24 protein-coding genes are annotated in these 25,575 nt (G+C 54.8%); 15 read left to right on the top strand and 9 right to left on the bottom strand.

Going from position 1 to position 25,575, the window contains the following annotated elements; genetic code table 11:
• Positions 1-22: 22 nt before the first annotated feature.
• The 7 genes from hydE to Dvar_RS42535 all read left to right on the top strand — a co-directional run bounded on the left by hydE (position 23) and on the right by Dvar_RS42535 (position 13,178).
• Complete coding sequence (gene hydE, locus Dvar_RS42565) at positions 23-1,192, top strand: [FeFe] hydrogenase H-cluster radical SAM maturase HydE (RefSeq protein WP_419659542.1); 1,170 nt, start codon at positions 23-25, stop codon at positions 1,190-1,192.
• A gap of 74 nt (positions 1,193-1,266) precedes the next feature.
• Complete coding sequence (locus Dvar_RS42560; protein ID WP_419659541.1) at positions 1,267-3,249, top strand: FAD-dependent oxidoreductase; 1,983 nt, start codon at positions 1,267-1,269, stop codon at positions 3,247-3,249.
• Positions 3,250-3,261: 12 nt separating this feature from the next.
• Positions 3,262-5,067, top strand: a complete 1,806-nt coding sequence (locus Dvar_RS42555; RefSeq protein WP_419659540.1) for a [FeFe] hydrogenase, group A — start codon at positions 3,262-3,264, stop codon at positions 5,065-5,067.
• 66 nt (positions 5,068-5,133) lie between these two features.
• Positions 5,134-7,269: an acetate--CoA ligase alpha subunit gene (acs, locus tag Dvar_RS42550; protein ID WP_419659539.1), complete on the top strand. Its 2,136-nt coding sequence runs from the start codon at positions 5,134-5,136 to the stop codon at positions 7,267-7,269.
• Positions 7,270-7,445: 176 nt separating this feature from the next.
• Positions 7,446-9,959 (top strand): PAS domain S-box protein, encoded by a 2,514-nt coding sequence (locus Dvar_RS42545; RefSeq protein WP_419659538.1) that lies wholly within the window; start codon positions 7,446-7,448, stop codon positions 9,957-9,959.
• 110 nt (positions 9,960-10,069) lie between these two features.
• Positions 10,070-11,047 (top strand): TAXI family TRAP transporter solute-binding subunit, encoded by a 978-nt coding sequence (locus tag Dvar_RS42540; protein WP_419659537.1) that lies wholly within the window; start codon positions 10,070-10,072, stop codon positions 11,045-11,047.
• A 199-nt stretch (positions 11,048-11,246) separates the two neighbouring features.
• Positions 11,247-13,178, top strand: coding sequence for a TRAP transporter permease (locus Dvar_RS42535; protein WP_419659536.1), 1,932 nt, complete (start codon positions 11,247-11,249; stop codon positions 13,176-13,178).
• Between the two features lie 76 nt (positions 13,179-13,254).
• Here Dvar_RS42535 and Dvar_RS42530 read toward each other — a convergent pair whose 3' ends face one another.
• The 4 genes from Dvar_RS42530 to dksA are packed head-to-tail and all read right to left on the bottom strand — an operon-like array spanning position 13,255 to position 16,282.
• Complete coding sequence (locus Dvar_RS42530; RefSeq protein ID WP_419659535.1) at positions 13,255-14,301, bottom strand: elongator complex protein 3; 1,047 nt, start codon at positions 14,299-14,301, stop codon at positions 13,255-13,257.
• Positions 14,302-14,327: 26 nt separating this feature from the next.
• Complete coding sequence (gene rnc, locus Dvar_RS42525; RefSeq protein WP_419659534.1) at positions 14,328-15,041, bottom strand: ribonuclease III; 714 nt, start codon at positions 15,039-15,041, stop codon at positions 14,328-14,330.
• Between the two features lie 2 nt (positions 15,042-15,043).
• Entirely contained in the window at positions 15,044-15,916 is an 873-nt protein-coding gene (locus Dvar_RS42520; protein ID WP_419659533.1) for a PHP domain-containing protein, read from the bottom strand.
• Positions 15,917-15,919: 3 nt separating this feature from the next.
• Positions 15,920-16,282, bottom strand: a complete 363-nt coding sequence (gene dksA, locus Dvar_RS42515; RefSeq protein ID WP_419659532.1) for an RNA polymerase-binding protein DksA — start codon at positions 16,280-16,282, stop codon at positions 15,920-15,922.
• Positions 16,283-16,542: 260 nt separating this feature from the next.
• On the opposite strand from dksA, the gene Dvar_RS42510 reads away from it, so the two are divergent.
• Entirely contained in the window at positions 16,543-16,779 is a 237-nt protein-coding gene (locus tag Dvar_RS42510; RefSeq protein WP_419659531.1) for a hypothetical protein, read from the top strand.
• Between the two features lie 91 nt (positions 16,780-16,870).
• Here Dvar_RS42510 and fabD read toward each other — a convergent pair whose 3' ends face one another.
• From fabD to Dvar_RS42485, 5 genes are read right to left on the bottom strand one after another with little or no spacing between them, the layout of a single operon-like run.
• On the bottom strand, positions 16,871-17,809 hold the full coding sequence (gene fabD / locus Dvar_RS42505) for an ACP S-malonyltransferase (RefSeq protein ID WP_419659530.1): 939 nt from the start codon (positions 17,807-17,809) through the stop codon (positions 16,871-16,873).
• Positions 17,806-19,080 (bottom strand): glutamyl-tRNA reductase, encoded by a 1,275-nt coding sequence (gene hemA, locus Dvar_RS42500; RefSeq protein WP_419659529.1) that lies wholly within the window; start codon positions 19,078-19,080, stop codon positions 17,806-17,808. The genes fabD and hemA overlap by 4 nt, the downstream gene beginning before the upstream one ends.
• 14 nt (positions 19,081-19,094) lie before the next feature.
• On the bottom strand, positions 19,095-19,916 hold the full coding sequence (gene ccsB / locus Dvar_RS42495) for a c-type cytochrome biogenesis protein CcsB (RefSeq protein ID WP_419659528.1): 822 nt from the start codon (positions 19,914-19,916) through the stop codon (positions 19,095-19,097).
• A gap of 1 nt (position 19,917) precedes the next feature.
• Positions 19,918-20,595 carry a precorrin-2 dehydrogenase/sirohydrochlorin ferrochelatase family protein gene (locus Dvar_RS42490; RefSeq protein WP_419659527.1) on the bottom strand — a complete coding sequence of 226 codons (678 nt, stop codon included), beginning with the start codon at positions 20,593-20,595 and terminating at the stop codon, positions 19,918-19,920.
• 10 nt (positions 20,596-20,605) lie between these two features.
• Positions 20,606-21,376: an MBL fold metallo-hydrolase gene (locus tag Dvar_RS42485; RefSeq protein ID WP_419659526.1), complete on the bottom strand. Its 771-nt coding sequence runs from the start codon at positions 21,374-21,376 to the stop codon at positions 20,606-20,608.
• A 418-nt stretch (positions 21,377-21,794) separates the two neighbouring features.
• Between Dvar_RS42485 and Dvar_RS42480 the strand changes: the two genes are divergently transcribed.
• The 7 genes from Dvar_RS42480 to Dvar_RS42450 all read left to right on the top strand — a co-directional run bounded on the left by Dvar_RS42480 (position 21,795) and on the right by Dvar_RS42450 (position 25,518).
• Positions 21,795-22,061: an AtpZ/AtpI family protein gene (locus tag Dvar_RS42480; protein WP_419659525.1), complete on the top strand. Its 267-nt coding sequence runs from the start codon at positions 21,795-21,797 to the stop codon at positions 22,059-22,061.
• Positions 22,036-22,425, top strand: coding sequence for an ATP synthase subunit I (locus Dvar_RS42475; RefSeq protein WP_419659524.1), 390 nt, complete (start codon positions 22,036-22,038; stop codon positions 22,423-22,425). Before Dvar_RS42480 ends, Dvar_RS42475 begins: the two co-directional genes overlap by 26 nt.
• Positions 22,426-22,441: 16 nt before the next feature.
• Positions 22,442-23,116 (top strand): F0F1 ATP synthase subunit A, encoded by a 675-nt coding sequence (gene atpB / locus Dvar_RS42470; protein ID WP_419659523.1) that lies wholly within the window; start codon positions 22,442-22,444, stop codon positions 23,114-23,116.
• Between the two features lie 3 nt (positions 23,117-23,119).
• Positions 23,120-24,094 carry an ATP synthase F0 subunit C gene (gene atpE, locus Dvar_RS42465; RefSeq protein ID WP_419659522.1) on the top strand — a complete coding sequence of 325 codons (975 nt, stop codon included), beginning with the start codon at positions 23,120-23,122 and terminating at the stop codon, positions 24,092-24,094.
• A 45-nt stretch (positions 24,095-24,139) separates the two neighbouring features.
• On the top strand, positions 24,140-24,388 hold the full coding sequence (gene atpE, locus Dvar_RS42460; protein WP_419659521.1) for an ATP synthase F0 subunit C: 249 nt from the start codon (positions 24,140-24,142) through the stop codon (positions 24,386-24,388).
• Between the two features lie 75 nt (positions 24,389-24,463).
• A complete protein-coding gene (locus Dvar_RS42455; RefSeq protein ID WP_419659520.1) occupies positions 24,464-24,919 on the top strand; it encodes a hypothetical protein in 456 nt (151 codons plus the stop codon).
• Entirely contained in the window at positions 24,916-25,518 is a 603-nt protein-coding gene (locus Dvar_RS42450; RefSeq protein WP_419659519.1) for a hypothetical protein, read from the top strand. Before Dvar_RS42455 ends, Dvar_RS42450 begins: the two co-directional genes overlap by 4 nt.
• The last annotated feature ends 57 nt before the right edge of the window (positions 25,519-25,575 follow it).

The following is a 25,575-nucleotide window of genomic DNA, read 5'->3' as shown; positions in this document are numbered from 1 at the left end:
GGTAAAAACCGAGGTTACCCCCATGACGCCTCCCAACATCGACCTTCCCGATATCAGTTCTCCTGCGATGCTCACCATTGCAGAGCTTGAAACCCTGCTGCGCCTCACCTCCCGCGGGGCCATCAACACCCTGCGGCGCAAGGCCTATGACACGACCCTGGCCTACTGCGGCCGGGCGGTTTATTTTCGTGGCATCATCGAGTTTTCAAACATCTGCAGGTGCGACTGCTACTACTGTGGCATTCGCCGCAGCAACAGCAAAGTAGCCCGTTACCAGCTTACCCAGTCGCAAATTCTTGACCAGGCCCGCTGGTGTGCCGACCAGGGATTCGGTTCGGTGGTACTTCAATCCGGCGAGCGGCAAGACCCGGCATTCGTTCAGTTTGTAATCGATGCTGTGCGGGCCATCAAAGCGGCCACCCGCTCGGAAGTACTGCCGGATGGCCTGGGGATTACCCTTTGTGTCGGGGAGCAGTCGCGGGAGACTTATGAGCGGTTTTTCGATGCCGGAGCCCATCGTTACCTGCTGCGCATCGAAACCTCATCGCCCGAGCTGTTTAAACGGTGGCATCCGGCGGATCAAACCTATACGGGCCGGCGACGCTGTCTGGATGACCTGCGGTCCATCGGATACCAGGTAGGCACCGGAATGATGATCGGTGCCCCTGCTCAAGCCCCGGCCGATCTGGCTGCGGATGTTCTTTTTTTCAAGGAACAGGATGTGGACATGATCGGTATGGGGCCATACATCCCCCACCACGCCGCACCCCTGGCCGCAGCCGGTGCCCCCGACCCGACCGAGCGCTTGCGTCTGGCACTGCTCACCATTGCTGTGGTGCGCCTGGTGTTAAAGGATGTCAATATCGCCGCGACCACGGCCCTGCAGGCCCTGGCGCCGTTAGGCCGCGAAATGGGACTCTCCTTTGGGGCCAATGTGATCATGCCCCAGACCACCCCCATCGACATCCGAAAGCGTTACACCCTTTATGACGGCAAGCCGGGCGCGGATGAAACCGATCCCGCATTTCAAAAGGCATTGGAAGCGCGGATTTTAAAGATGGGCCGCAGGCTGGGATGCGACCGGTGGGGGGATTCTCCGCATGCTCGCGCCCGGGGGGCCGGTCAATGGCCCAGGGCCTGTCGGACTCCCGGCGATGTTGCCGGAAACCCGCGTTCCGGCGCGAACGCATAAATAGTGGCTGTCCAGAAATCGGGCAAATTGGCCATTTCTGGACGGGCACTGAAACTGAAAGCGAGGACACCTCTATGGCAAAAGTGATTTTTGGCGTCTGGGATGGCACTGTTATCGACAACCGCAATCGCAATGTCTTCGAAATCGACGAACACCCTGCCTTCCAGGCGTTCGACGAGTTCAATCCCGGCAACCCTATCAAGGCCTTTTTTGGTGGCCACGGTTTTTTTATTTTCGAAAAGGGGGTCTGTCTGCTGGATGCCGCCCGCCAGTACATGCAGCGTGTGGCCCGCGAGTCGTGCGGCAAATGCACTCCCTGCCGGGTCGGCACGCAGATTATCGCCGCCAAACTGGGTGAGCTCACAAATGGCAACCGGGATCCGGGCGTTCTGGATGAGATCACCACCATTGCCGAGCACATTCGCAGCACCAGCCTGTGCGGGCTGGGACAGACCGCCACCGTGGCCCTTTTGGAAATGATCCGGCATCTGGGTGATGAACTGCTCGCCGAAATCAACAATGGCGAGAAAACCGTGGCTCAACCGTGCACAACCTATGTGTCGGCGCCGTGTATCGAGGCCTGTCCGTCCCGTGTCGACGTGCCGCGCTACATCGACTATATCAAGGATGGCAAATTCACTCACTCTCTAGGGGTGATCCTCCAGAAATACCCCATGGCCGCCACCTGTGGCCGGGTCTGTGTCCGTTTCTGCGAAATGGCCTGCCGCCGCACCCAGGTAGATGAGGCGGTCGGCATCAAAGTTCTCAAACGCTTCGTGGCCGACCGGGAGCGTTACATCACCAATGCCTGGTTCGACAGTTACCCGGTGGCGGAAGTCAAATCCGCCGATTTGAAGGTGGCCGTCGTCGGCACCGGGCCGGCCGGCATTTCTGCAGCCTATCATCTGCTGCTCAAAGGCTACCCAGTGGATGTGTTCGAGGCCAAAACCGTGCCCGGCGGCATGGCCGCCACCGGCATTCCCAACTATCGCCTGCCCAAGGATGTGCTGGGCCGGGAGATCAGTATTATCGAGACCCTGGGCGGACAAATTCTTTATGAATGCGCACTGGGGCGTAATCTTTCAATCAGTGACCTTTTTGCCGAAGGATACCAGGCGGTGTTCCTGGGCGTCGGCGCCCACCGGGGCAAGACCATGGGCATCGCCGGCGAGGACCCCACCCTGGCAGGGTATCGCTTCGGCGTCAACATGCTGCTGAACATCAACCACGACTACGTCAACCAGGGTCTGGACCTGAACCTGGGAGAGAAAATGATCGTGGTCGGCGGCGGCAACGTGGCCATGGACTGCGCCCGCTCGGCCCTGCGCATGGGCGTCAAGGAGGTCCATTTACTCTACCGGCGCTCGCGGGCTGAGATGCCTGCCGATCACGAGGAGGTGGAGGCTGCTGAAAAAGAGGGCGTGATTTTCCACTTCCTGACCCACCCCGTGCGCGTCCTCAGCCAGGACGGCCGCGTGACCGGTCTGACCGTCACACGCATGGAACTGGGCGAGAAGGGGGCTGACGGCCGTTGCAGCGTGACGCCGGTGGACGGATCGGAATTCTCACTTGACGCCGACTGTGTTGTGCCGGCCATCGGGCAGCAGGTGGATCACAGCTTTGTCGGCGCCGAGGACGGTGTCCGTTTTACCCGTCAAGGGCTGATCGAGGTCAATCCCGATACCCTGATGAGCAGTCGCAAAGGCATCTTTGCCGGCGGCGATTGCGTGACCGGGCCGGCCACCCTGGTCCAGGCCATGGCCCAGGGGCACCAGGCAGCCCGCTGTATCGATGACTACCTGACCCTCGGCCGGGTTCGCTTTTCTCGCGAGGATCGCATGAGCCGGCTGGTGCAGGCCATCCAGCCTATGATTTCCAAGGGCGTCTCCATTCCCATTCGCCACGAATACCGGGTCAAGGTCCGTGAACTGGATCCCGAGGTGAGAAAACGCATGTTCGAGGAAGTGGAAAAACCCATTTCAGTGGAGGAGGCCTACCACGAAGCCGAGCGCTGCATGCGCTGTTACCGGGTCTATTCAGTGATTACCGAGCAATAAAGGAGAATGCGCATGACGATGACAGCAACCATAAACGGCAAACCGGTAGAATTCGCGGCAGATGAAACCATCCTTGGCGTGGCCAAACGCTATGGCCATTTTATCCCGACCCTGTGCGAGATGGCCGACCTGGACCACACCCCGGGCACCTGCCGGGTGTGCCTGGTGGAAATCCAGCGTCAAGGCGATGCATCGCGGCAGGTGGTCACGGCCTGCAATACGCCCATGGAAACGGGGATGGCCGTGCTAACCCGCACCCCTGCGGTGCGTGAACAGCAGCGCCTTCAAGTGGAACTGCTCCTGGCCGACCACAACCAGGACTGTGCCGTGTGTATCCGCCACGGCAATTGCGAGCTTCAGGATGTGGCCCAGTTCGTGGGCTTGCAGCAGTCGCGCTACCACTATCCCCATTTTTACAAACAGCGTACCCGCGATGATTCGTCGGCGGCCATCGTGCGCGACATGAGCAAATGCATCCGCTGCTTGCGCTGCGTCAAGGTGTGCCGAGAAATACAGGGTACCGATGCCCTGGTGATCACTGAAAAAGGTCTGGCCACGGAAATCAGCGTGCGCGACAGCCTGCCCCTGGGCGATTCGGATTGCGTGGCCTGCGGTCAGTGCATCCTGGTCTGTCCGGTGGGTGCCCTGGCTGAGCGCGACAACACCGAAACGGTGATTGACTACCTTTACGATCCGCAAACAGTGACCGTCTTTCAATTTGCTCCGGCCATTCGCGTGGCCCTGGGGGAATCCTTCAACATGCCGGCCGGCACCAACGTCGAGGGTCAGATCGTCACGGCTTTGAAACATCTGGGCGGTGATGTGGTGCTGGACACCAATTTCACCGCCGACCTGGTGATCATGGAGGAAGGCACAGAGCTGCTGCGCCGCATCGCCGATGGCGGCCGGCTGCCTATGTTTACTTCCTGCTGTCCGGGATGGATCAATTTTACCGAGAAGAACTTCCCGGAAATTCTTCCTCACATCTCCACCACCCGGTCCCCCCAGCAGTGTTTCGGCAGCATGGCCAAAACCTACCTGGCCCAGGAGATGGGCATTGATGCGCGCCGGATGCGGGTGGTCTCGATCATGCCCTGCACGGCCAAGAAAGAAGAGGCCCGGCGCCCCGAGTTTCAGACCAGCGGCGCGCCGGACGTGGATGTGGTGCTGACCACCCGGGAGTTCGCCCGTTTGCTGGAGCGTGAGGGCATCGATCTGGCGGGCCTGCCACCGTCGGTTTATGACAACCCCTGGATGGGTGACTATTCCGGTGCGGCGGCCATTTTCGGCACCACCGGCGGGGTGATGGAGGCGGCCCTGAGAACGGTGCACAAGGTGGTCACCGGCAGTGAGCTGGCATCCATCGAATTCGAGGCCGTCCGGGGCAACGACCAGGTCCGTGAAGCCACGGTGGATCTGAAAAACGGAACACCCCCCCTGAAGGTGGCCGTGGCCCACAGCCTCAAGGCGGCCCGCCAGGTGGCAGAAATGGTAAAAAGCGGAGCGTCACCTTACCACTTTATCGAAGTCATGGCCTGTCCCGGCGGATGCATGGGCGGCGGCGGCCAGCCACGCAGCAAAAAGGCCTATCAAGCCGGTTGGCAGCAGCGCCAGGCGGCCCTGTACGACATCGATCGCGAGCGGCCGGTGCGCCAGTCCCACAACAACCCACTGATCGGCAAGATTTACGATGCATTTCTCGGTGAACCCAATTCGCACCGGGCCCACGACCTGCTGCATACCACCTATCGTGATCGCCGGCGCACCGTCCGGCATACGATGAAGGCCATCTGGCAGGAGATCGAAGCCCGCTGTTGATGCAAAGCGTTGAAACGGTCCACACGATTGGACCTCTCTGATCCACATTCTTTAAGGAGACTCAGTATGATCGACAATATCAACACCATTTTCAGCCCTACATCCATCGCCATCATCGGCGCCACCAACCGGTCCGGAAGCGTGGGCCAGGCCGTCATGCGCAACCTGATTCAGGGTGAATTCCAGGGGGTGCTCTACCCGGTGCACCCGAAACTCAAATCCATATACGGGGTCAAGACTTATCCGACCCTTTCCGACATACCCGACCCGGTGCAGTTGGCCGTGATCATCGTCAAGCCGGAGGCCGTGCCCGAGCTACTGGAAGAAGCCGCCGGTAAAGGCGTCACCGGCGCGGTGATCATCACCGCGGGATTCAAGGAGATCGGCGGCCAGGGGGCAGCGCTTGAAAAACAGATTCAAGAGATTGCCGCTCGCCACAAGATCCGCCTGGTGGGACCCAACTGCCTGGGGGTGATCAACACCGATACCAATGTGCGCATGAACGCCAGCTTTGCCCGTCTGATGCCGCGTCCCGGGAACATCGGGTTCATTTCCCAGTCCGGGGCGCTTTGCACTTCGGTGCTGGATTACGCCGAGGGGCGCAAGATCGGTTTTTCCAAGTTTATCAGCTTCGGCAACAAGGCCGATGTCAACGAGATCGATCTTTTACATTACCTGGGCGAGGATCCGCAGACCCGGGTGATCTGCATGTACCTGGAGGATCTCACCGCAGGCCAGGCCTTTATCGATGTGGCCAGCGACATCTCATGGAACAAAGGCAAGCCGATCCTGGCCGTCAAGTCGGGCACTTCCTCGGAAGGGGCCCGGGCCGCGGCTTCGCACACCGGTTCCCTGGTGGGCTCGGATTCGGCCTACGACGCAATCTTCCTGCAAAGCGGCATCCAGCGCGTGGACGGGATCAACGAGCTGTTTCACTACGCCATGGCCTTCTCCCGCCAGCCGCTGCCCAAGGGGCGACGCATCGCCATCGTGACCAATGCCGGTGGGCCGGGCATCATGGCCACGGACGCGGCCGTGCGCCAGGGACTCAAGCTGGCCGCATTTACCGATGAAACCACCGCAAAACTGAAACGCTGCCTGCCGCCCACAGCCAACATTCACAATCCGGTGGACGTGATTGGCGATGCTACCCACGAGCGTTACGAAAGCGCTCTTAAAACCGTCATGCAGGATCCCAACGTAGACGGCGCCATTGTGCTGCTTACTCCCCAGGCCATGACCGATATCCTGGAGACGGCCCAGATCGTTCCCAATGTGGCCCGCCAGACCGACAAGCCGATCCTCTGTTCGTTCATGGGGATTACCGACGTGTCCGAGGGGGTGGCTCATCTGGAGTCAAACGGTCTTCCCAACTACGTTTTTCCCGAGGCGGCCTCGCGCACCATGGCCGCCATGATGCGTTTTGGCGAACGGCTCAACATCGGACATCGCGATCTGCCCCATTTTTCCGTCGAGCGAGATAACGCGGCCCGGCTGATCGCAGAAAAACTGGGCGGACAACCCAAGTGCTACCTGCCCGAGCGGGAAGCCGCCGATCTGCTGGCCTGTTACGGCCTGCCTTTGCTCACCAGCCGGCTGGTATCCGATCCATCGCAGATCACGAACGCCATGGAGGCCATGCACGGTCCCGTGGCCATGAAGATCGCGTCCAAGGACATCATTCACAAGGTCGATGCCGGCGGGGTGCGGCTGGGCATCGCCGATGCGAACCAGGCCCGCCAGGCCTTTGACGAAATTGTGGCGGGCGGCCTGCGTTTCAACCCGGAAGCCAGAATCGACGGGGTGTTGATGCAGGAGATGGCCGGCAAGGGCGTGGAGGTGATCATTGGTTGTGCCCGGGATCCCAAATTCGGCCCCATCGTCATGTTCGGTCTGGGCGGCACTTTTGTGGAAGCCTTGAGAGACGTGACCTTTCGCCTGGCCCCCATGCGTATCGCCAGTGCAGAGAACATGATTCGCTCCATCAAAACCTTCAATATTCTTCAGGGGGTGCGCGGCAACCCGCCGTCGGATCTGGCTGCCATAAGGGAGTGCATCCTGCGGGTTTCGACCCTGGTGGACGATCACCCACAGATCAGCGAACTGGATATCAACCCCCTGATCGTCTATCCCGAAGGCAAGGGCAAAGGCGCCGTGGTGGCCGACTGCCGGATTATGCTGCGGTCTGCTGCCTCCGTTTGATGGGTTTTGACGGCCGCTCCCGCTGATGGCAGTTGATTTAGCTCATGAGCGTACAGCTCATGAGCTTCCACCTTCCACCTTATAGCTTACAGCTCATAAACTATAGACAGCATTGACACCCAATCCCCATTTTGACATAGTTGCTCATAGAAAAAAGCCGGTCCTGAAATCAATCCATGGACAGCACCATTATGGGCTTGCGTCATATATTGTTGGTTCTTTCCTTACTCGCCTTTTTGTCGACCTCCACCGGCGGCGCACTCTACTATTCCGCCTTGCGCAAAGCCGCCTTTCAGGACGCCGAACGTCAGGCCAGGGCCAGCCTGAAACTGGTGAGCAAAAGCCTCAACTTCTTCTTGTCGGAACATCGCAAACCCGTCGCCACCCTGGCGGCCATGCCGGACATACAGCGTGCGTTGCGGACACAAACGGTTGAAGACATCTACGCCGCTGATGTGGTGCTGAATCGGTTCGTGAGCACCCTGGATGCCGATGTCTGCTACCTGATGGACATCAAGGGCCTGACCATCGCCTCCAGCAACCGGGATGCACCGGACAGTTTTGTGGGCCAGAACTTCTCCTTCCGGCCCTATTTTAAGGATGCCTCCATTGGCAAACGCGGTGCCTACCTGGCTCTGGGCACCACTTCAGCCAAGCGCGGCGTGTACCACAGTTATCCGGTCTACGATGATCCCGACGCCCCCCCCATCGGTGTCACCGTGATCAAGACCTCCATTGAAAAAACCGAAAAAGCACTGGGACTGCAGTCCGAAGATGTCGTGCTGGTCACCGATCCCCAGGGCGTGATTTTCATTTCCAACCGCCCTGACTGGCTTTTCAGGCTGGCCTGGCAGTTGCCTGAGGACCGGCGCAGACAGATCGCCGCCAAACGTCAGTTCGGCGATGGGCCCTGGGCCTGGACCGGACTTCATCTGTGGGATGAGAATCATGTGGAAGACAATCAGGGGAATCGCTTTCTGATGCATCAGGTGCCGGTCGATCTGTTTGACGGGTGGACGATTTTTCATTTGCGCGACACCCGTCTGATCGCCAAATCCATTTCCGCTCCCTTACTGCGCATCGTCGGGCCGGTGGCCCTGTTGATTTCTATGCTGATCGGTATTTCGGTTCTGGTCTTGTATCGTAAAGCCAGCCGTGAAATCCAGCGTCGGCGTATTGCAGAAAAATCCTTGCGAGAGAGTGAAGCCCGCTACCGCTCATTGTACCATCATACCCCGGCCATGCTGCATTCCATCGATCCAAAGGGAAGACTGCTCAGCGTAAGTGATTACTGGGCCCAAATCATGGGCTATGCCCGCGAAGAGGTCATCGGCCGGCCCTTGACCGATTTCTTCACCTCCCAGGCCAGGACCTTTGCCCTGAAAACCGTATTTCCTCAGTTTTTCAGGGACGGTTTTTGTTCGGACATCTCATACCAATATGTCAAAAAGAACGGCGAGATCATCGAGGCATCCATGTCGGCCATTGCCGAGCGTGACAGCGAAGGAAGAATTTTGCGATCCTTGGCGGTTTCCATCGATGTTACCCAGCGTAACCGGGTCGAGGAGGACCTGCGTCTGGCCAAGGAAGAACTCAGCCGCTATTCCCGGGAACTGGAACGGCAGGTGAGTATCCGCACAGGAGAAATCAGCGCGATCCTCAAATACTCCCCCAATGTGGTTTACATCAAGGATACGAACGGTCGTTATCTGTTGATCAACGGTCGTTATGAAGAGCTTTTCGGGGTTCGTAAAGAGGATGTGCGCGGCAAAACCGACCATGACTTTCTTCCACCGGCCGTGGCGCTGCAGTTCCAGACCAACGATGAGCGCGTGTTGGCTGCCGGCCGTTCCCTGAACATGGAAGAGACGATCGACCAGGAAGACGGCAGGCATACCTATCTGTCGGTAAAGTTTCCCATTTACGAAGAGTCCGGCCATCTTCGCGGCGTGTGCGGTATTGCCACGGATATTACTGCACTGAAGAAGGCCCAGGATCAATTGCGGCGGCTTTCGGGATCGATCATGGCCAACCAGGAAAATGAGCGCACCGCCATTGCCCGGGAGTTGCACGATGAATTGGGCCAATTACTGACCGCCCTGCGCATGGACGCTGTCTGGTTGCAGGAGCGCATCAAGGCCGTTGATGAAAAAGCCGCAGGGCGTGCGGAAGCCATGTGCGCCCTGATCGACACCACCATCGAAGAGGTGCGCGGAATGGCGATCCGGCTGCGCCCGGGGGTCTTGGACGATTTGGGGCTGGTCGATGCCCTGGAGTGGTACACCACGGAGTTTGAACGCCGCAGCCAGATCACCTGCATTTTTACCCATACCACAATTGCCAAAATGGATAATGCCATTGCCACGGCCGCCTATCGGATTGCCCAGGAAGCACTGACCAATGTGGCCCGCCACGCCCGGGCCACCCATGCGGAGGTGTCCCTGTCCATGGAAAAAGAGGACTTGGTGTTGACGGTTGCCGATGATGGCGAGGGGTTCAATGTTGAGACCTTCAGTGATGAGGAGTCCTTGGGCCTGGCGGGCATGCGTGAACGGGCGGTACTGGTGGGCGGCGCGTTCAGTGTATCGTCCAGTCCTGGCGGCGGCAGCCGGGTGCGTTTCAGCGTGCCCCTGAATCCGGCACCCATATCAGCGGCACTATATCCGAAGCCGCGTGAACGGTCTTTGTGATTGTAAGAAAATTTACTACACCAGAATCAGAAATCGTCCAATTGATATAATCGGTAGGTCTCGGTAAGAATTGATTGTCTAATAAATTCAGCAAAAAAAGGAGACCGACCATGAAAAAACGATTTTTGTCCATTTTGTTGTGTGTAAGCTTAGTGCTCATGCTGTCCGTGACCATCGTTCCCGGCGCTGCCGCCAAAAAGTTAATCATTTTCGCCGGCGGACCGGCGGGCGGCACCTTTCAGATTGTGGGCCAGGCCATCGCCACCTATAAACCGGTCAAGGCTCTGAACTACAACATCAAAGTGCAATCGTCGGGTGGATCCACTGAGAACCTGAGAAAAGTCAACTCAGGTAAGGCTCACTTCGGTACGGTGTATTCCGGGCATGTTTTCGCCGGTCGCGAAGGCCTCATGGTCAACGACTCCAGAAAATATACCAACGTCATGGCCGTATCTTACCTTTATGAAGCCCCGGCCCAACTGGTAGTGTTAAAGGGGGCCGGTATTAAAAGCGTCAAGGATCTGGTCGGCAAGCGTGTGGCTGTCGGACCGGCCGGCTCCGGCGCCTTTTCCTATTGCGAAATGTTTTTTACCCACCTGGGCGTATGGGACAAGATCGAACGTAATGCGATCAGCTACAATGCCGGTGCTGACGCGCTGAGCAACAACCAGGTGGAAGCCCTCTGGCTGTTTACCGCCTATCCCAGTTCAGCGGTCATCCAGGCGGCCACCATGAATTCCATTGCCATGGTGGACCTGGACGCCGATGCCAAAAAATTCGGATTCTATGATAAATACAAAAACTTCGAGCCGTTCACCATTCCCACCTCGGACGGTCGCTATCGCGGGATTACCGAGGATGTGAATTCCTGGCGGGACACCACCTTGCTGGTGGCCAATACCAAAACGCCGGACGATCTGGTGTTTGACATGCTCAAAGCGATTTACACGCCTGAAGGATTGAAATGGATGGTTGCCCAGAAAAAGACCTTCAAGGCCATGGCTTTGGAAAAAGGCCTCAAAGGTGTGGCCACCCCATTGCATCCAGGTGCCGAAAAGTTCTGGAAAGAAATGGGCGTTCTCAAATAAATGCGAGCTGTGCAATTAGCTGTTAGCGATTAGCTCTTTAGGTTGAATGCCAAAATGCAGCCATTCTTTGAAATCATTTTGCTAATCGCTTAGCGCTAACGGTTAACCGCACAGGTCGAATGAATGCAGGCATCGGCTGCGGGGCGGTGACAATGCGCCCCGCATACCCTACGTCAATTTCAAGAACGGCAGATGAGCCATGTATGATAATTTAAAAAATTTCGAAAAAATCATTTTCGATACCCTGGCCGTTATCCTGGTCCTGTTTTATTCCTGGTCCGCTGTGGTCGAGCCTGCCAACTTGCAGTATCACCGCGGTATCTATGTCATTATTACCTATATTCTGTGTTTTTTGCTCTACCGGTCCAAAAGCAAAGTCATGCGGGTGGTGGATTACATACTGATTGTCCTGTCCATCGGGTCGGTAGGCTACTGGATTTTCAATTTTGAGGCCATCAATTACCGCACCGGCGCCGAAACGCCACTGGATCAGTGGATTGCCGTGGTGGGTGTTCTGATCGGCATCGAAGTGGCCCGCCGGGTAGTCGGCGTCGTCTTTGTCATTTTGGGGACGCTTTTTCTGCTCTACGGAATGTACGGTGCCCATATGCCGGATCTCATCGCCCATGCCGGGGATACCCTGCCGGGAATGTGCACCAGTATTTTTTACAAGGGCGACGGTGTCTTCGGCATTATGGCCAACGTTCTGGCCACATATGTGGTCCTGTTCGTTTTGTTCGGTGCCTTTTTGGAACGATGTGGCGCCCAGAAATTTTTCATCGACTGGCCGCTGGCTGCCGTGGGCCATAAAGTCGGTGGCCCTGCTAAGGTATCGGTGATCGCCAGTGGGTTGTTCGGTTCGATTTCGGGCAGCGCCATCGCCAATACAGTATCCACCGGCACCTTCACCATTCCCATGATGAAAAAAGCCGGGTTCAGGCCCCACATTGCCGGTGGTATCGAGCCGGCCGCCTCCATCGGTGGTATGTTTATGCCGCCGATCATGGGGGCTGGCGGATTCATCATGGCGGAAATGACCGGCCTGCCCTACTCCAGAATTATGCTGATCGCCATCTTTCCAGCCATTATGTATTTTTTCAGCGTTTATATGATGATCCACTGGGAAGCCAAAAAATACAACGTCGTCGGCGAGCGCTCCGCAAAGCCCGCCATGCAGATCCTAAAAGAAGAGTGGATCTACATTCTGCCCCTGGTGGTCATTACCATTTTCATGCTCACTGGGTTTTCGCCGGGCTATTCGGCCATCTTGGGGTTGGCCACCTGCGTGGCCGTCAGCTTCAAGGGCGGCGACGACACCAAGATTGATCTTACCGTGGTCTGGGTGATGGCCTTCGTTCTCTTGGGCGGATGGCTGCTGCGCGGCATGACCGCTGTGATGGGACCCGAAAGCGTTGCCCCGGTGAAACGGATTTTTACCGAGCGCTACCTGGTGGTTTATGGCCTGATTTTCGCGGTGATTCTGGCCGTGCGTCGGCGGGCCAAGGGTGCTGATTTGAAGACCGAATTGACCCAGTTTGTGGATGCCTGCCGTATCGGCACCACTAGTAGTCTGAAGATCGGGGCCACGGTGGGCGTGATCGGTGTGATTATCGGGGTGCTCACCTACAGCGGACTGGTGCTGACCTTTGCCGATATTGTCATCGAACTGGCCGGCGGTAGCCTGATTTTGACGATTCTGCTGATCGCACTGGCCTCCCTGGTGCTGGGCATGGGCGTACCGGTGACCGCCGCCTACCTGATCACGGCCGTGGTGGCCGTGCCGGCCCTGACCCATTTAGGGGTCAACGAAGTCGCCGCCCATATGATCGTTTACTGGCTCTCCCAGGATTCAAACATTACCCCACCGGTGTGCATTGCCGCTTTTGCCGGGGCGACCATCGCCAAGGCCAACATGTGGCGCACGGCATTTGCCGCGTTCAAGTTCGCCAAGTTTCTCTACCTGGGCCCGTTCCTGTTCGGATATGTGCCGGCGTTCAGTCTGGACGGCAGTGCCATGGATATTGTCAAAGCCTTTGTACTGATCATCCTTGGCACTTATGTGTATGCCTATCTGTTGAGCGGTATCTGGTTCTCTCAGATTACCGGATTGTTCAAAAAAGCGCCGGCCTGATCAAATTTTGTTGTTTGTTCACCACCTGAAGTATCAACCTCCTGAAAATCCCCGCCAGTGGCGGGGATTTTTAGTTTTAAAAATAGATCGATTGATCGCCGACTATCAGCTGATCGGGTTTGATGTTTTCATCCTGGATAATCGATATCTTTTTAAAACCATGGTGCTTCTGCAAATAGTGGAGGTTGCGTTTGTTCAACCCTTGAACACGCGATATCATGCTCGGATGGGTGCCGATGGTAAGCCTATGGGGAAACGCTTTCATGTCGGCCAGCGCACGGCAGATGGCATCCAGTACGATTTGGCCGTGTACCAGATGGCCGAAGGCCGGGTGATAGGGGCCGGCCAGCCGGGCACCGGGATCAGCAAGCCCGTCTGAAGCCTGAAGCCCCATGCGAACAACAGGAATGTCATTGGCTTTGAACAACAGGTAAAGTCGTGCCACCAGCCTGATGCAGGCGTCTATGTCCATGGGCTGGTATTGGCCGGAGCGATGCATCCGGGCCAGTGGGCTGCCGGAAAGGACCAGGGTGGGATAAATGCGAACGAAATCGGGGTTGAGACGGACCAGCTGACGGGCCGTGGTCATGGCCCCGTGATCGTCGTCTCCGGGCAGCCCGACCATCATTTGCAGGCCCAACTGGTAACCCGCATCTTTGAGCCGTGTGGCTGCGGCAATGGTATCCGTAGCCGTGTGACCGCGCCGGCAGACGGCCAGCACAGCGTCGTTCATGGATTGAACGCCCAGCTCCACCGTTTTGACCGGATACGGAGCGATGTCCGCAAGGCGATCCGGGCGGATCGTGTCCGGCCGTGTGGAAAAGCGCAGGCTGTCAACCACACCGCGATCGACGAAGTCGGCGGCGATGTCCAGCAATTGAAGTGTCACTGCTTGATCGAGGCCCAGAAAACTGCCGCCAAAAAAAGAGATTTGGATGCTGGAATAGTGTTTATGGGTGAAGCTTAAATAGCGATTGACCTCGGCGCGGATTTGATCCGGTGTGGGGAGTTGACCGCCTGACCCGGTGATGGTGCGCTGGTCGCAGAACACGCACCGATGGGGACATCCCAGGTGGGGAATAAAAAGCGGGATAACCAGGGGCCGCTCATGGACGAATGGCATGATCCGGGATTTCATGTCAGATTATGTCAACGGGATTGATCAAGCTGTTCAAGACCTGCCCGCGCGGCTTCCTGTTCAGCCATTTTTTTGCTTTTTCCGTCCCCTTCGGCACGGATACCCGCCACGGTCATTCGAACGGTGAAGGTTTTATCGTGATCGGGCCCTCTGCTTGCGACTACCTGATATTTGGGAACCTGGTGATAAAGGGACTGGACACGCTCCTGAAGCTGACTCTTATAGTCGGTTGCATAGCGGCTGCGGTTGGATTTGTGCAGTCGTTCTTTGAATTGTTTTTCAACAAAAGCAAAGGCAGCCTCGAATCCCCCGTCAAGGTAGATGGCGGCAATGATCGCCTCGACGGCGTCGGCCAGAATGGAACTTTTATCCCTGCCGTCGGTCAATTCCTCGCCTTTGCCCAGCAGCAGGTGGGGGCCGATGCCAATTTCGCGGGCAATGGCCGCCAGGCGGGTTTCGTTGACCAGAAAGGCCCGGTTTCGCGATAGTTCCCCTTCCGCCAGGTCAGGGAAATGATGCATCAATAAGTGACTGATGGCCAGGTTCAGCACCGCATCGCCTAAAAATTCCAGACGTTCGTTGCTGGTCATGCTCGGCTGCGGTTGTTCATTCACATAGGAGCTGTGACACAGCGCGCTGACCAGTTGATTGGGATCGTTGAATGGATATCCCAAACGCTCAATTAAATGTTCAATGGACTGATCCGGTTGGGTAGGGTTGGTCATTGTCAATGGTCCAGGTGGGCGACTAATGCTTGATAAATCGAATAGGGGACATGAAAGGTGCCATCTCCAATACCCACTTGAATACCGGGGGTGACTTGACCATGACAGTCCGTTCCACCGGTGATCAACAGGCCGTGTTTGCGAGCTAGCCTGCAGTACAGATCTGTTGCTTGCTTTGGATGCTCCGGATAAAGCGCTTCGATTCCGCCAAGCCCCATGGATTTGAGGGTCAGCAAAAATGTTTCGAAGATCGATGGCTCATGAATGTTGTTTAGGTAAGGATGGGCAAGCACCGCGATTCCACCGGCCGCGTTGATGGCACCAATGGCCTGGTCCATGGGGGCCCGGTATTTGTTGACGTAAGCGGGTTTATCCTTTCCCAGAAAACGGTCGAAGGCATCATCAATGGAGCTGGCCATATTTTTGTTTACCATCAGCTGGGCGATATGGGGCCTGCCTGCCGTGCCGCCACCTGTGATCTGGTTCAATTCTTCGATGGACAGATCCATTCCCAATTCATTGAGCCGGGCGATTATTTTGGGGTTCCGGTTTTTTCTGGCGGTCATTAATTTTTTCAAGAGTGCGCACAAACCGGCATGGTGAGGATCGATACCGTATCCAAGAATGTGAACACTGCCTTTAAGACGATATCCGGCCGGTGCTGCCGCACTGATTTCAATCCCGGTCAGAAAGTCAAGCGAGGATGGGATGCCCTTGGCCAGGGCACGAACCGAACCGGATAGGGTGTCGTGGTCTGTGATGGCGATAGCTTTAAGGCCCAGCTGGACCGCCAGCGCAAGAATTTCGGATGGTGTCAGGGTACCATCGGACGCCGTCGAGTGAATATGCAGATCGATGCCGCCCGCCGCACCCATCAATCAGATACCAAGGGCTTTTTCAAAAGCCTCCTCTTTGGTTTTGCAGTCGATACACTGGGTGGTGACCGGTCTTGCCTTGAGCCTTTGGATAGAGATGTCTTCTCCACAGCTTTCGCAGATACCAAAGGTTCCGTTTTCAATACGCTGCAGTGCCTTTTTTACTTTTTTGATCAGTTTGTGTTCCCGGTCACGAATACGCAACATGAAATTGCGATCTGATTCCAGTGTTGCGCGGTCCGTTGGGTCTGGAAAATTTTCTTTTTGTTCCGTCATTCCGGATACCGTTTCACCGGCATGGCTAAGCAATTCTTCTAACCGTTTGCGAAGGAGCTCTTCAAAGAATTTTAAGTCTTTTTCATTCATGGCTCAATCCTACTGAAGTGAAGTTGACTTTAACCCACCAAAAAAAATAAGCTAACACATGCATATGGGCATGTAAAGTGCTTTGTCAGCTGCATCGTTGTTTCAGCAAGATTCATTTTACATGATTATTCGGATGGTTGGTGCTTTGTTTGGCCTCACTCCGAAATGGTGGCATCTTTTTCTTGAGTCCTGATAATATATCCCTTAAAATAATTATTTTAACGTTGGCCTTTACCACCGCCAATCAAGGAGAAGATCCAATGGCCGAGCAAGAAAAGACATATGAAACGGATTATCGGATTGTGAGCATCAAAACCATCGATGGGTCGACGGTTCAGGGGAAGGTCAATATTGCTCCAAACCAGCGGGTCTCGGATCTGCTGTCGCTCAACAAGGGGCCGTTTCTCACGGTTGTGGACGCGTCGTTCCAGGAGAGCAAGGGAAAAACATTGTTCATCAACAAGGCTCACATCGTTTGGATTGAACCCGAGGATTGATTTTTCATTCGTGGACGGGCAATACCTATAAAAGCCGGCAGCCTGCGGTTATCCCGCATGGCTGCCGCTTAACGCTTGGCGCAAGCGTTCTTTAATTCAGCTTGGAAACAAGCGCTTCCAATGTCTTCAGGTTGCTGACCGAATAGACGGTATAATCCACGTCCCGGGGGACAATTTTTTTCAGCAAGCCTGTCAGCACCTTTCCCGGGCCTACCTCCACAAAGACATTGACCTTTTCATCGACCAGCCGGCAGACGGTATCGTACCACTTTACCGGACTGCACAGTTGCCGGGCCATCAGCTGGCGAATGGTGTCCGGATCATCACACCCGTCGGCGGTTACATTGTGAATGACCGGGTGGGTCGGTGGGTTGAATTGAAAGCCCGCTAAAAAAGCGCTGAATTCATCTTCGGCCCCTTTGATCAGTTCGCTATGCCAGGCACCGCTGACTTTCAAACCGATGGCCCGGGCGCCCTTGGCCTTGGCGCTTTCGGCTGCTGCTGCAACGGCTTCAGGCTCGCCGGTAATGACGATCTGCTGCTCGGCGTTGTGATTGGCCACGGAAACGATACCTTCCTGTTGACACGCCTGTACCAGTTCACTGACGGCATCGATGTCCAGCCCCACGACGGCACTCATGGCACCCTTGTTTTTCAGCGACTCACGATGCATCAGCTCGCCTCGTTTGAACACCAGGCGAAGGCTATCGGCCTTGGATACCACGCCGGCACAGGCCAGCGCACTGTACTCGCCAAGGCTGTGGCCGGCGGTGTATTGACAGCTGATTCCGGCACGCTCGATGGCTTCCAGGCAGGCCAGATTGACGGCGGTGACGGCCGGTTGAAGATTGACGGTTTCGGTCAGGGTTTCCATGGGCCCTTGAAAGCAGTAGCGAGAGATATGCGCTTTGGCAATGTCATCGGCCGCATCGAAAATGTCCCTGACACTATCGTATTCATCGTAAAGGTCCTTTCCCATGCCCACGGCCTGGGAACCTTGACCGGGAAACAGGAATGCGATTGATTTCAATGGTCTTCCTCCAGATTAAAGAGTTTACGGGTCAGATCAAGCGAAACGGATTTGTCGCCGTGACACCCGTTTTTTTTCAAAAACTGGGTCGGATCATGGAGAATTTTATTTACCAGGGCACCGGTCATGCGTTTGATGGCCCGTTGGTCCGTTTCGGAAAGGTGGCTCAGTGAGCCCAGGGTTTTTTTAAGTTCCTGACTGGCCATGGCTTCCACTTTGCCACGCAACGAGACGATGGTTGGCACCACATCAAGGGTCTCGTACCATTTTCGGAAGCCGATCACGGCTTCATCGATGATCCGCTGGGCTTTAAGGGCTTCGCGCTGGCGATCCTCAATGTTTTCGTCAACGATGTCTTTTAAATCGTCGATATCGTAGACATAGGCGTTACTGATGCGGTTGATGGCCGGGTCGATATCCCGGGGGACGGCAATATCGATGAAAAAAAGGCTGCGATTGCGCCGGCTTTTCATGGCCTCTTTGATTTGATTTTTGCGTAGCACGTAGTCCGTGGCACCGGTGGAACTGATGATGATGTCCACATTTTTGATGGTATCGGGGATCTCTTCGAATTTGATGGCTTCACCGGAAAAACGCTTGGCCAGCTCGACCCCCCGGGCAAAGGTGCGGTTGGCCACGGTGATGGCACCGGCCCGGTTGCGGATCAGATGCTCGACCGCCAGTTCCGCCATTTCACCGGCACCGATGAGCATGACCCGTTTGCCGGTAAGATCTCCGAATATCTTTTTACCCAACTCGATGGCGGCATAGCTGATACTGACTGCATGGTCGCCAATGCCGGTTTGCGTGCGTACTTTTTTGGCGACAAAAAAGGTGCGGTGGAGCAATTTGTTGAGGATCACACCGGAGGTTTTTTCCAGCGTGGCCTGACGGTAGGCTTCTTTCATCTGACCCAAAATCTGGGGCTCGCCCACCACCATGGAGTCCAGGCTGGCGGCAACCTGAAAGGTATGCCGGACCGCCTCGTCTCCGGTATAGTGATAAAGCGCACTTTCAAATGCAGATAATGGCACGTTTTTGAATTCGGAAAAAAACTGTTTGGCGGCATTGATGGCCGCCTGGCTTTCGGCTGCGGTCATGAGCAGCTCGATGCGGTTGCAGGTGGAAAAAAGGACCGATTCAGAAATGGCGGGCTGGTTGCGCAGCGTCACCAGCGCCCGTTCGGTTTCATCCGGTGTGAAGGCGATACACTCCCGAACGTCCACGGAGGCGGTTTTATGATTCAGTCCGATCAGTACAATGTCGTGCATGGCTCTATATTGTCCTACATGGCCGTAAAGGTTCCGTGATGGCCCTGCAATAGAAAGTTCACGCCGAAAAAGGTGAAGAGCATAACGCCAAAGCCGATGATGGCCATGATCGCTGCCCGTCTGCCTCGCCAGCCGACCGCCAGTCGTTCGTGTAACAGTGCCGCATAAAACAGCCAGGTGATGGCCGACCAGACTTCCTTGGGGTCCCAACTCCAAAAGCGGCCCCAAATGACCTTGGCATAAACCACGCCGGTAATCAAACCGATCGTCACCATTGAAAAACCAACCACAATGCAGGCGTAGCCGGTCGTATCCAACAAATCCAATGATGGCAGCCGGCTGAAGAAAAATCCCCGCCTTTTTTGCTTGATGGCCTTTTCCTGAAGCAGATACAGTATCCCCACACCGCAGGCCAGGGCAAAGGCGGCGTTACCCAGAAAAATGGTCACAATATGGGTGGCCAGCCACCAGCTTTTGAACAGCTTGGGGTCTTCAAACACCGGCGCAGGCATTTTGTAGGCGGCGACCAACGTCAAGGTGATCAATGGGGCGGCATAGATTCCCAGAATTTTTAATTTGTACACATAGGTAAACCCAAGATAAACGGCGGCGATTGCCCATGCCGTCACCGACAGGGTCTCACGAAGATTGTTGACCGGGAAATTGCCGGCACGGATACCGCTGGCAATCAGAAAGGCGGTATGCAGGGCAAAGGCGGTCAGCATCAACCCTAAAGCGATGCGTTGGAGGACCGGTTTTTGGAAAAAGAGATAGCCGAAATAGCAGGCACAGCTGATCAGGTAAGCAATTACGGCGATGATAAAAAGCGGCTCCATGTTACTCCCCGGCGTTTGGGTTGTCGGGCATTAACTGGTGGTAACCATAGCCGGGGCCCAGAACTCGATGCAGCAACTGATCGATGCGGGCAATGTCATTGGCCTTGACCAGGGCCAGCAGATCACCGGCAATCAACGACTCGAAAAGCGGTTTATGTGCTTCCGGTTCATGGGCTTCGGCCAGGAGCTGGCGGCGTATGGCACCCATCAGATCCAGCAATACCCCGTATTCGGGTCCAAACTGGGTTTCCAGTTGTTTGCGCATGTGTTTGGCAAAGGCCGGGCTTTTACCGGCTGTGGAGATGGCCATCATAAAATCACCGCGCCTGACAATCGCCGGCAGGGTAAAGTTGCAGATCTCCGGGCGGTCGGCGATGTTGCACAACATGTTTTGCTGTTCAGCATCGGCATGAATACGACGATTAAGCGTCTCATCGTCAGTGGCGCCGATGACCAGAAACATGCCCTCCAGATCCGTTGGCTGATATGGGCGCTTTTTCAAACCAATGGTCCGGCTTTCAGCCAGTTTGGCAATCGACGGTACGATCGCAGGGCTGACCACGGTGACCACCGCGCCGCAGTCGACCAGCGTTTTGACCTTACGCGCGCCCACGCGCCCCCCACCGACCACCAGACAGTGTCGTCCGCGGATATCGAGATTTACAGGATAGTATCGCATAATCAAAACCTTACAAGATCAAGGTCATTAGGTCCCTTGCCAGTACAAGCGACCCATTATAGGTACTTCGACATTGATTTTCAATATCCACTGTTTCGCATGGGGGATAAAAATGGGTCAGAACCAGACGTTTGACCCCGGCGGCCTGGGCGATTTGACCAGCCAGTGAGGGGGTCAGATGGCCGTCGACTTTCTGGCCGTCGGGAAAAGCAGAGTCGCAAATCATCAGATCGGCACCGGCGGCAATGGCTGTGAGCCCATCACAAACATCCGTGTCGCCCGTATAGACCATCTGTTTGCCGCGCCTGTCGGTAATCCGATACGCCAGACTCTCGGGACGGTGCGCGACAGGCATGGAGGTCACGGTAAATGTTGAAAACGCATGCTGGTCCATTCGGGCGGTATCCATCTCGATAATACGCAAGCGTTTCTCGGGAAGGGAAAGGTGGTTTTCGTAAGCCGTTTGCAGGCGGTCGAAAAACAATTTGAACCCCCGTCCGGCCACAATCGTCAGTAAACGCTGTTTCAGGTCGAAAGATGAATACTTCAACGAAAATAAAAACGATGCCAACTCGCCGCTGTGGTCAGGGTGAAAATGGCTGAGAAAAAGGGTCGATATGTCAAAGATCGAGATGCCGGTTTCCAATAGCCGGCGCATCACCCCGGGCCCGCAATCGAAAAGCAAATGGTCTTTTTCGGTCTTCATTACCAACGCACAAGGGTTGCGTACGAGCGAGGGAACACAGGTGCCTGAGCCAAGAATTGTGATTTGACTTTCCATAGTGATCATTTGCTCCTTATTCTTCATTTTGTTGTATTACCATGAAAGGTTTCAACATCTTAGAATGATATGCCGAAGAACTCAATCTCAGTCTGAGAATTGGGTTCGATATGCTTCCCCTTTTACTAACCAAGTGCTCATTTTCGAACACTTTGACGCAATTTGTAGAAGAGAAAATAATAAGGCTTAAGCGATTATGATGCTTGACAACACTGAATGATATTTGGTATTTCTGCCGCTGTTTGGAAATTAATCACACAATAAAAATTATGTAACATATTCGATATGTGCTCTGACGTGCATTGACGATCTACCGTTTTATCTGCTTTTTGATTTAACTGGCATTTAAACTGACACTAGTGGTTTGTCTTAACGCCGGCAAAACAGAAAAACCGATGACTGAAAACGGATACATGGGGTGTTCAATTATAAGAAAAATAGAGACTGGGCAGAAAACCTGACCCTTGTCATGCAGCTGGGCCTGACCATGGCCGGTTGTATCGTATTTTGTTTTTTTGTCGGTTTTTTTATCGACAAATGGTTGGGAATAAGAGGTATCTTCACAACCATGTTCCTTCTTCTCGGCATTGCCGGTGGGGCTAACGTCTGTTATCGACAGATACTTGAAGTGATGGATCCCAAAAAAAAGGATGATCCTGATGACCACCGCACTACCCGTCCGTGAAATGCAAAAAAGCTATGGCACCAAAGCCATGGCACTGGCGATCGGCATCGGCCTGATTTTCTTGCTGTTAGGCTATAAGTCCGTCTGTCGGGGGGTGGTTCTCGGGGCGCTTTTCAGCACGATCAATTTTGTGTTGATGGCCTTTTCTTTTCACGCCAAGATCAGACCCGATCGTAAAAAAGCCTCACTTGCTGCACTATATAATATTCTTTTCAGATACATTTTCATGGCCATTCCGTTGTTTATCGCCATAAAGTTTCCCAGATTCGATTTGGTGGCCACCATTGCGGGGTTGTTTATGGTGCAAACGGTCATTTTGACCCAACACATCTACCGTAATTTTCAATTTTCATGGAGAAAGTGAAAAAAGGGCTTATTCAATGGAAGAATTAGGAAAAGTTTACCAGCTCATCATTCCCTTGTCTGGCCACGACATGGTGTTCAACCTGAATGCGATCGTTTATTCGTGGATTGTCATGCTGTTGATTTTGTTGCTTGGCGTGTTCAGCACGAAAAATCGAGGAGTCATTCCAGGGACCATGCAAGTGGTTGGCGAACTGTTCGTGTCAAAGCTCTACGACCTGACCGAAGATGCGTTGGGCCGGCAAATGGCCAAAACCTACGCGCCACTGGTTTGTGCGTTGTTCATGTTTTTGGTGCTGTGCAACTGGATCGGTATCATTCCTTACATGGAAGAGCCTACCAAAGATCTGAACACGCCGCTTAGCCTTGGTGTTATGGGATTTTTCATCGCCCATTATGTAGGCATCAAAACCAAGGGGTTTAAAGCGTACATCAGCGAGTATTTCCAACCTTTCTTCATCATGATGCCGCTCAACCTGATCGGTGAGTTGGCCAAAATCGTTTCCATCTCGTTTCGTTTGTTCGGCAACATCATGGGTGGGGCCATTATCATTCTTGTGGTTTCGTACCTGACTTACAGTGTTTTGCTGCCACCTTTTCTGTACGCGTTTTTCGGACTTTTTGTGGGCGCCATTCAGGCATTCGTTTTTACTATGTTAACCGTAGTTTATATCTCTGTGCAGGCGAAATAAACCATGGAACAAGACATTCAGACGTGGGTCAAGTTATCAGCTTTTGCGGGCGCTGGAATAGCTATGGGATGCGGTGCGATCGGTGCGGCCATCGGTGAAGGATACACGGCGGCTCAGGCCAACTTCGCCATTTCACGCAATCCTAGCATATCCGGCGATGTTTTTAAATCTATGCTCGTCGGGCAAGCCATTGCCGAATCGGCTTCGATTTTTGCACTGGTGGTTGCCATGATTTTGCTCTTCTCCAATTTTTCCGCCGAGTCGTATGTGACTGTTGCGGTGGTTTTCTCGGCCGGCATTTGCATGGGGTTGGGGGCCATTGGATCCGGGGTCGGGTCGGGATATCCGGCCGGTGCCGCGTGTATCGGCATGGCCAGACAGCCGTCCATGAGCGGCCGATTGATGACCAATATGCTGATCGGTTCGGCAGTTTGCCAGACACCATCGATTTTTGCGTTGGTGACTTCATTTATTCTGCTGTTTACCAATTTTGCCGGCCGGCCCGTTTCTCCGACGTGGGCGGCGATCCTCGGTGCCGGATTGGCTTCCGGGCTCGGCGCTATCGGTTCCGGGGTCGGTGGCGGATTGGTGGCGGAAACCAGCTGTGAGGGAACCGCTCGCAATCCGGAAATGGCCGGTACCGTGACCAATGTCATGCTGCTCGGTCAGGCGGTCACCCAAACAACGGCCATATATGGACTGTTGGTCAGTTTTATTCTGATGTTCAAGCAGTTTCCGGCGGCCGACACCATTGCGCCGGCCATGGCACTGTTGGGTGCCGGTCTTTGTATGGGCATCGGCGCCATTGGCCCGGGGGTCGGTGAAGGGTTCACCGCCAGGAGCGCGGTTCAGTGGATTGCCCGAAGACCCTTGGCCATTGCGGAACTGACCCGCTCCATGCTGGTCGGCCAGGCGGTGGCAGAGTCTACGGGTATTTACTCGTTGGTTATCGCATTGATTTTGATCTTTGTCATTTAGTTTAACGTATAATTTACCAACCTTACTAATTTGCGGAGGTAGACGATGGCAATTGAAGGCGTAGATCTAATAAAAGCAGCGGCATTTTTGGGTGCAGGACTTTCAATGGGACTCGGCGCCATTGGACCGGGCGTGGGTGAAGGCATGGCGGCTGCGAAGGCTTGCGAAGCCATTGGACGCAACCCCAAGGAAGCCGGTCTGCTGACCCGTACCATGCTCGTTGGTCAGGCCGTTTCCGAGTCGACCGGTATTTATTCGCTGGTGGTTGCATTGCTTTTGCTTTTTGTGGTGTAGTCCACGTTTTTTTTCGGCTAGTTGCCTATCGGCTCAATGTGCATCCGTATTTTAATCCAGACGGAGTGATGGACCATGGAGATCATTAACGCTACGGCTTTGATCAGTATCAATGAAACCCTTTTCGCCCAATTGATATCCTTTCTAATTTTTCTGTTCATTTTGAACCGGGTGATGATCCAGCCGCTACTCCAAACCATGGAACAGCGAAAAGACCACTTTGCAATCGTAAAAGAAGATATCGAAAAGGCGCATACCGACCTTGACAGCATTACCAAGGATCTGGACGAGCAGCGCAAATCGGTGCTGAAGGAAGCTGATAGTGTCGTGAAAACGTTGGAGGCAGAGGCTGATAAAAGTGCCTCAGAGGTTATGGATGCGGCGCGATCGCAAATTACGGCCTTGCGGCAGGAAACGGAACAAAAGGTCGAGGCGCAGATCAAAGCCGCCAGAGAGCAACTTACCGGGGAGGTGGATGCCATCACCACGATAATCATGGAAAAAGTGTTGCATCGGAGTCTGCAATCATGAAAACGGTCAAATCGTGCAACATCGGATGGTCATGGATCACAATCACGCTCATGCTGGCGATGATGATGCCGTCGATTGCGATGGCGGGGGACAATCCCGAATGGAGACCCACCTACGACCTGATTCTCAGGTGGGTTAACTTTCTCATCCTCGCTGCTGTGATCGTCAAGTATGGTCGAGAACCCATCAAGAATTTTCTCAAACAGCAAAAAGAAGATGTGGTTTCGGAACTCGACGAATTGGAAACCGAAAAAGAACGGGTGCTTGGAGAAATCCAGGCCGCCAAAACCCAAGCTGCCGAAAGTGAAGTCCGATTGAAAGAGCTAAAAGAGCGCTTGATTAGCCAGGGCGAAACGAAAAAACAGCAGATTGTTGAGCAGGCCCGGGTGCAAAGTGCGGCCATGATCGAGGAAACCCACAAGAAAATGGAAACCCGTATCGCTCAGGCCAAAAGCCGGCTGAAGATGGAGCTGGCGGACTTGGCTTTCGAGCAAGCTACGCAACAGTTGCCCAAGATCATTACAGAAAGCGACAATCAGCGCCTTTTTGATATCTATATGCAGGGCATGCAAAGTGAAGGGGATGCGGTGGCGTCATAAACAAACACCACTGCAGCCATGTAATGGCTGTTGTCCATTTTTTATTCCGCCGCCTTT

This window comes from Desulfosarcina variabilis str. Montpellier (genome assembly GCF_048565275.1).
Taxonomy (GTDB): Bacteria; Desulfobacterota; Desulfobacteria; order Desulfobacterales; family Desulfosarcinaceae; genus Desulfosarcina; species Desulfosarcina variabilis.
The sequence above is the reverse complement of the archived record's forward strand: the minus strand, read 5'-3'. Positions and strand labels throughout refer to the sequence as shown.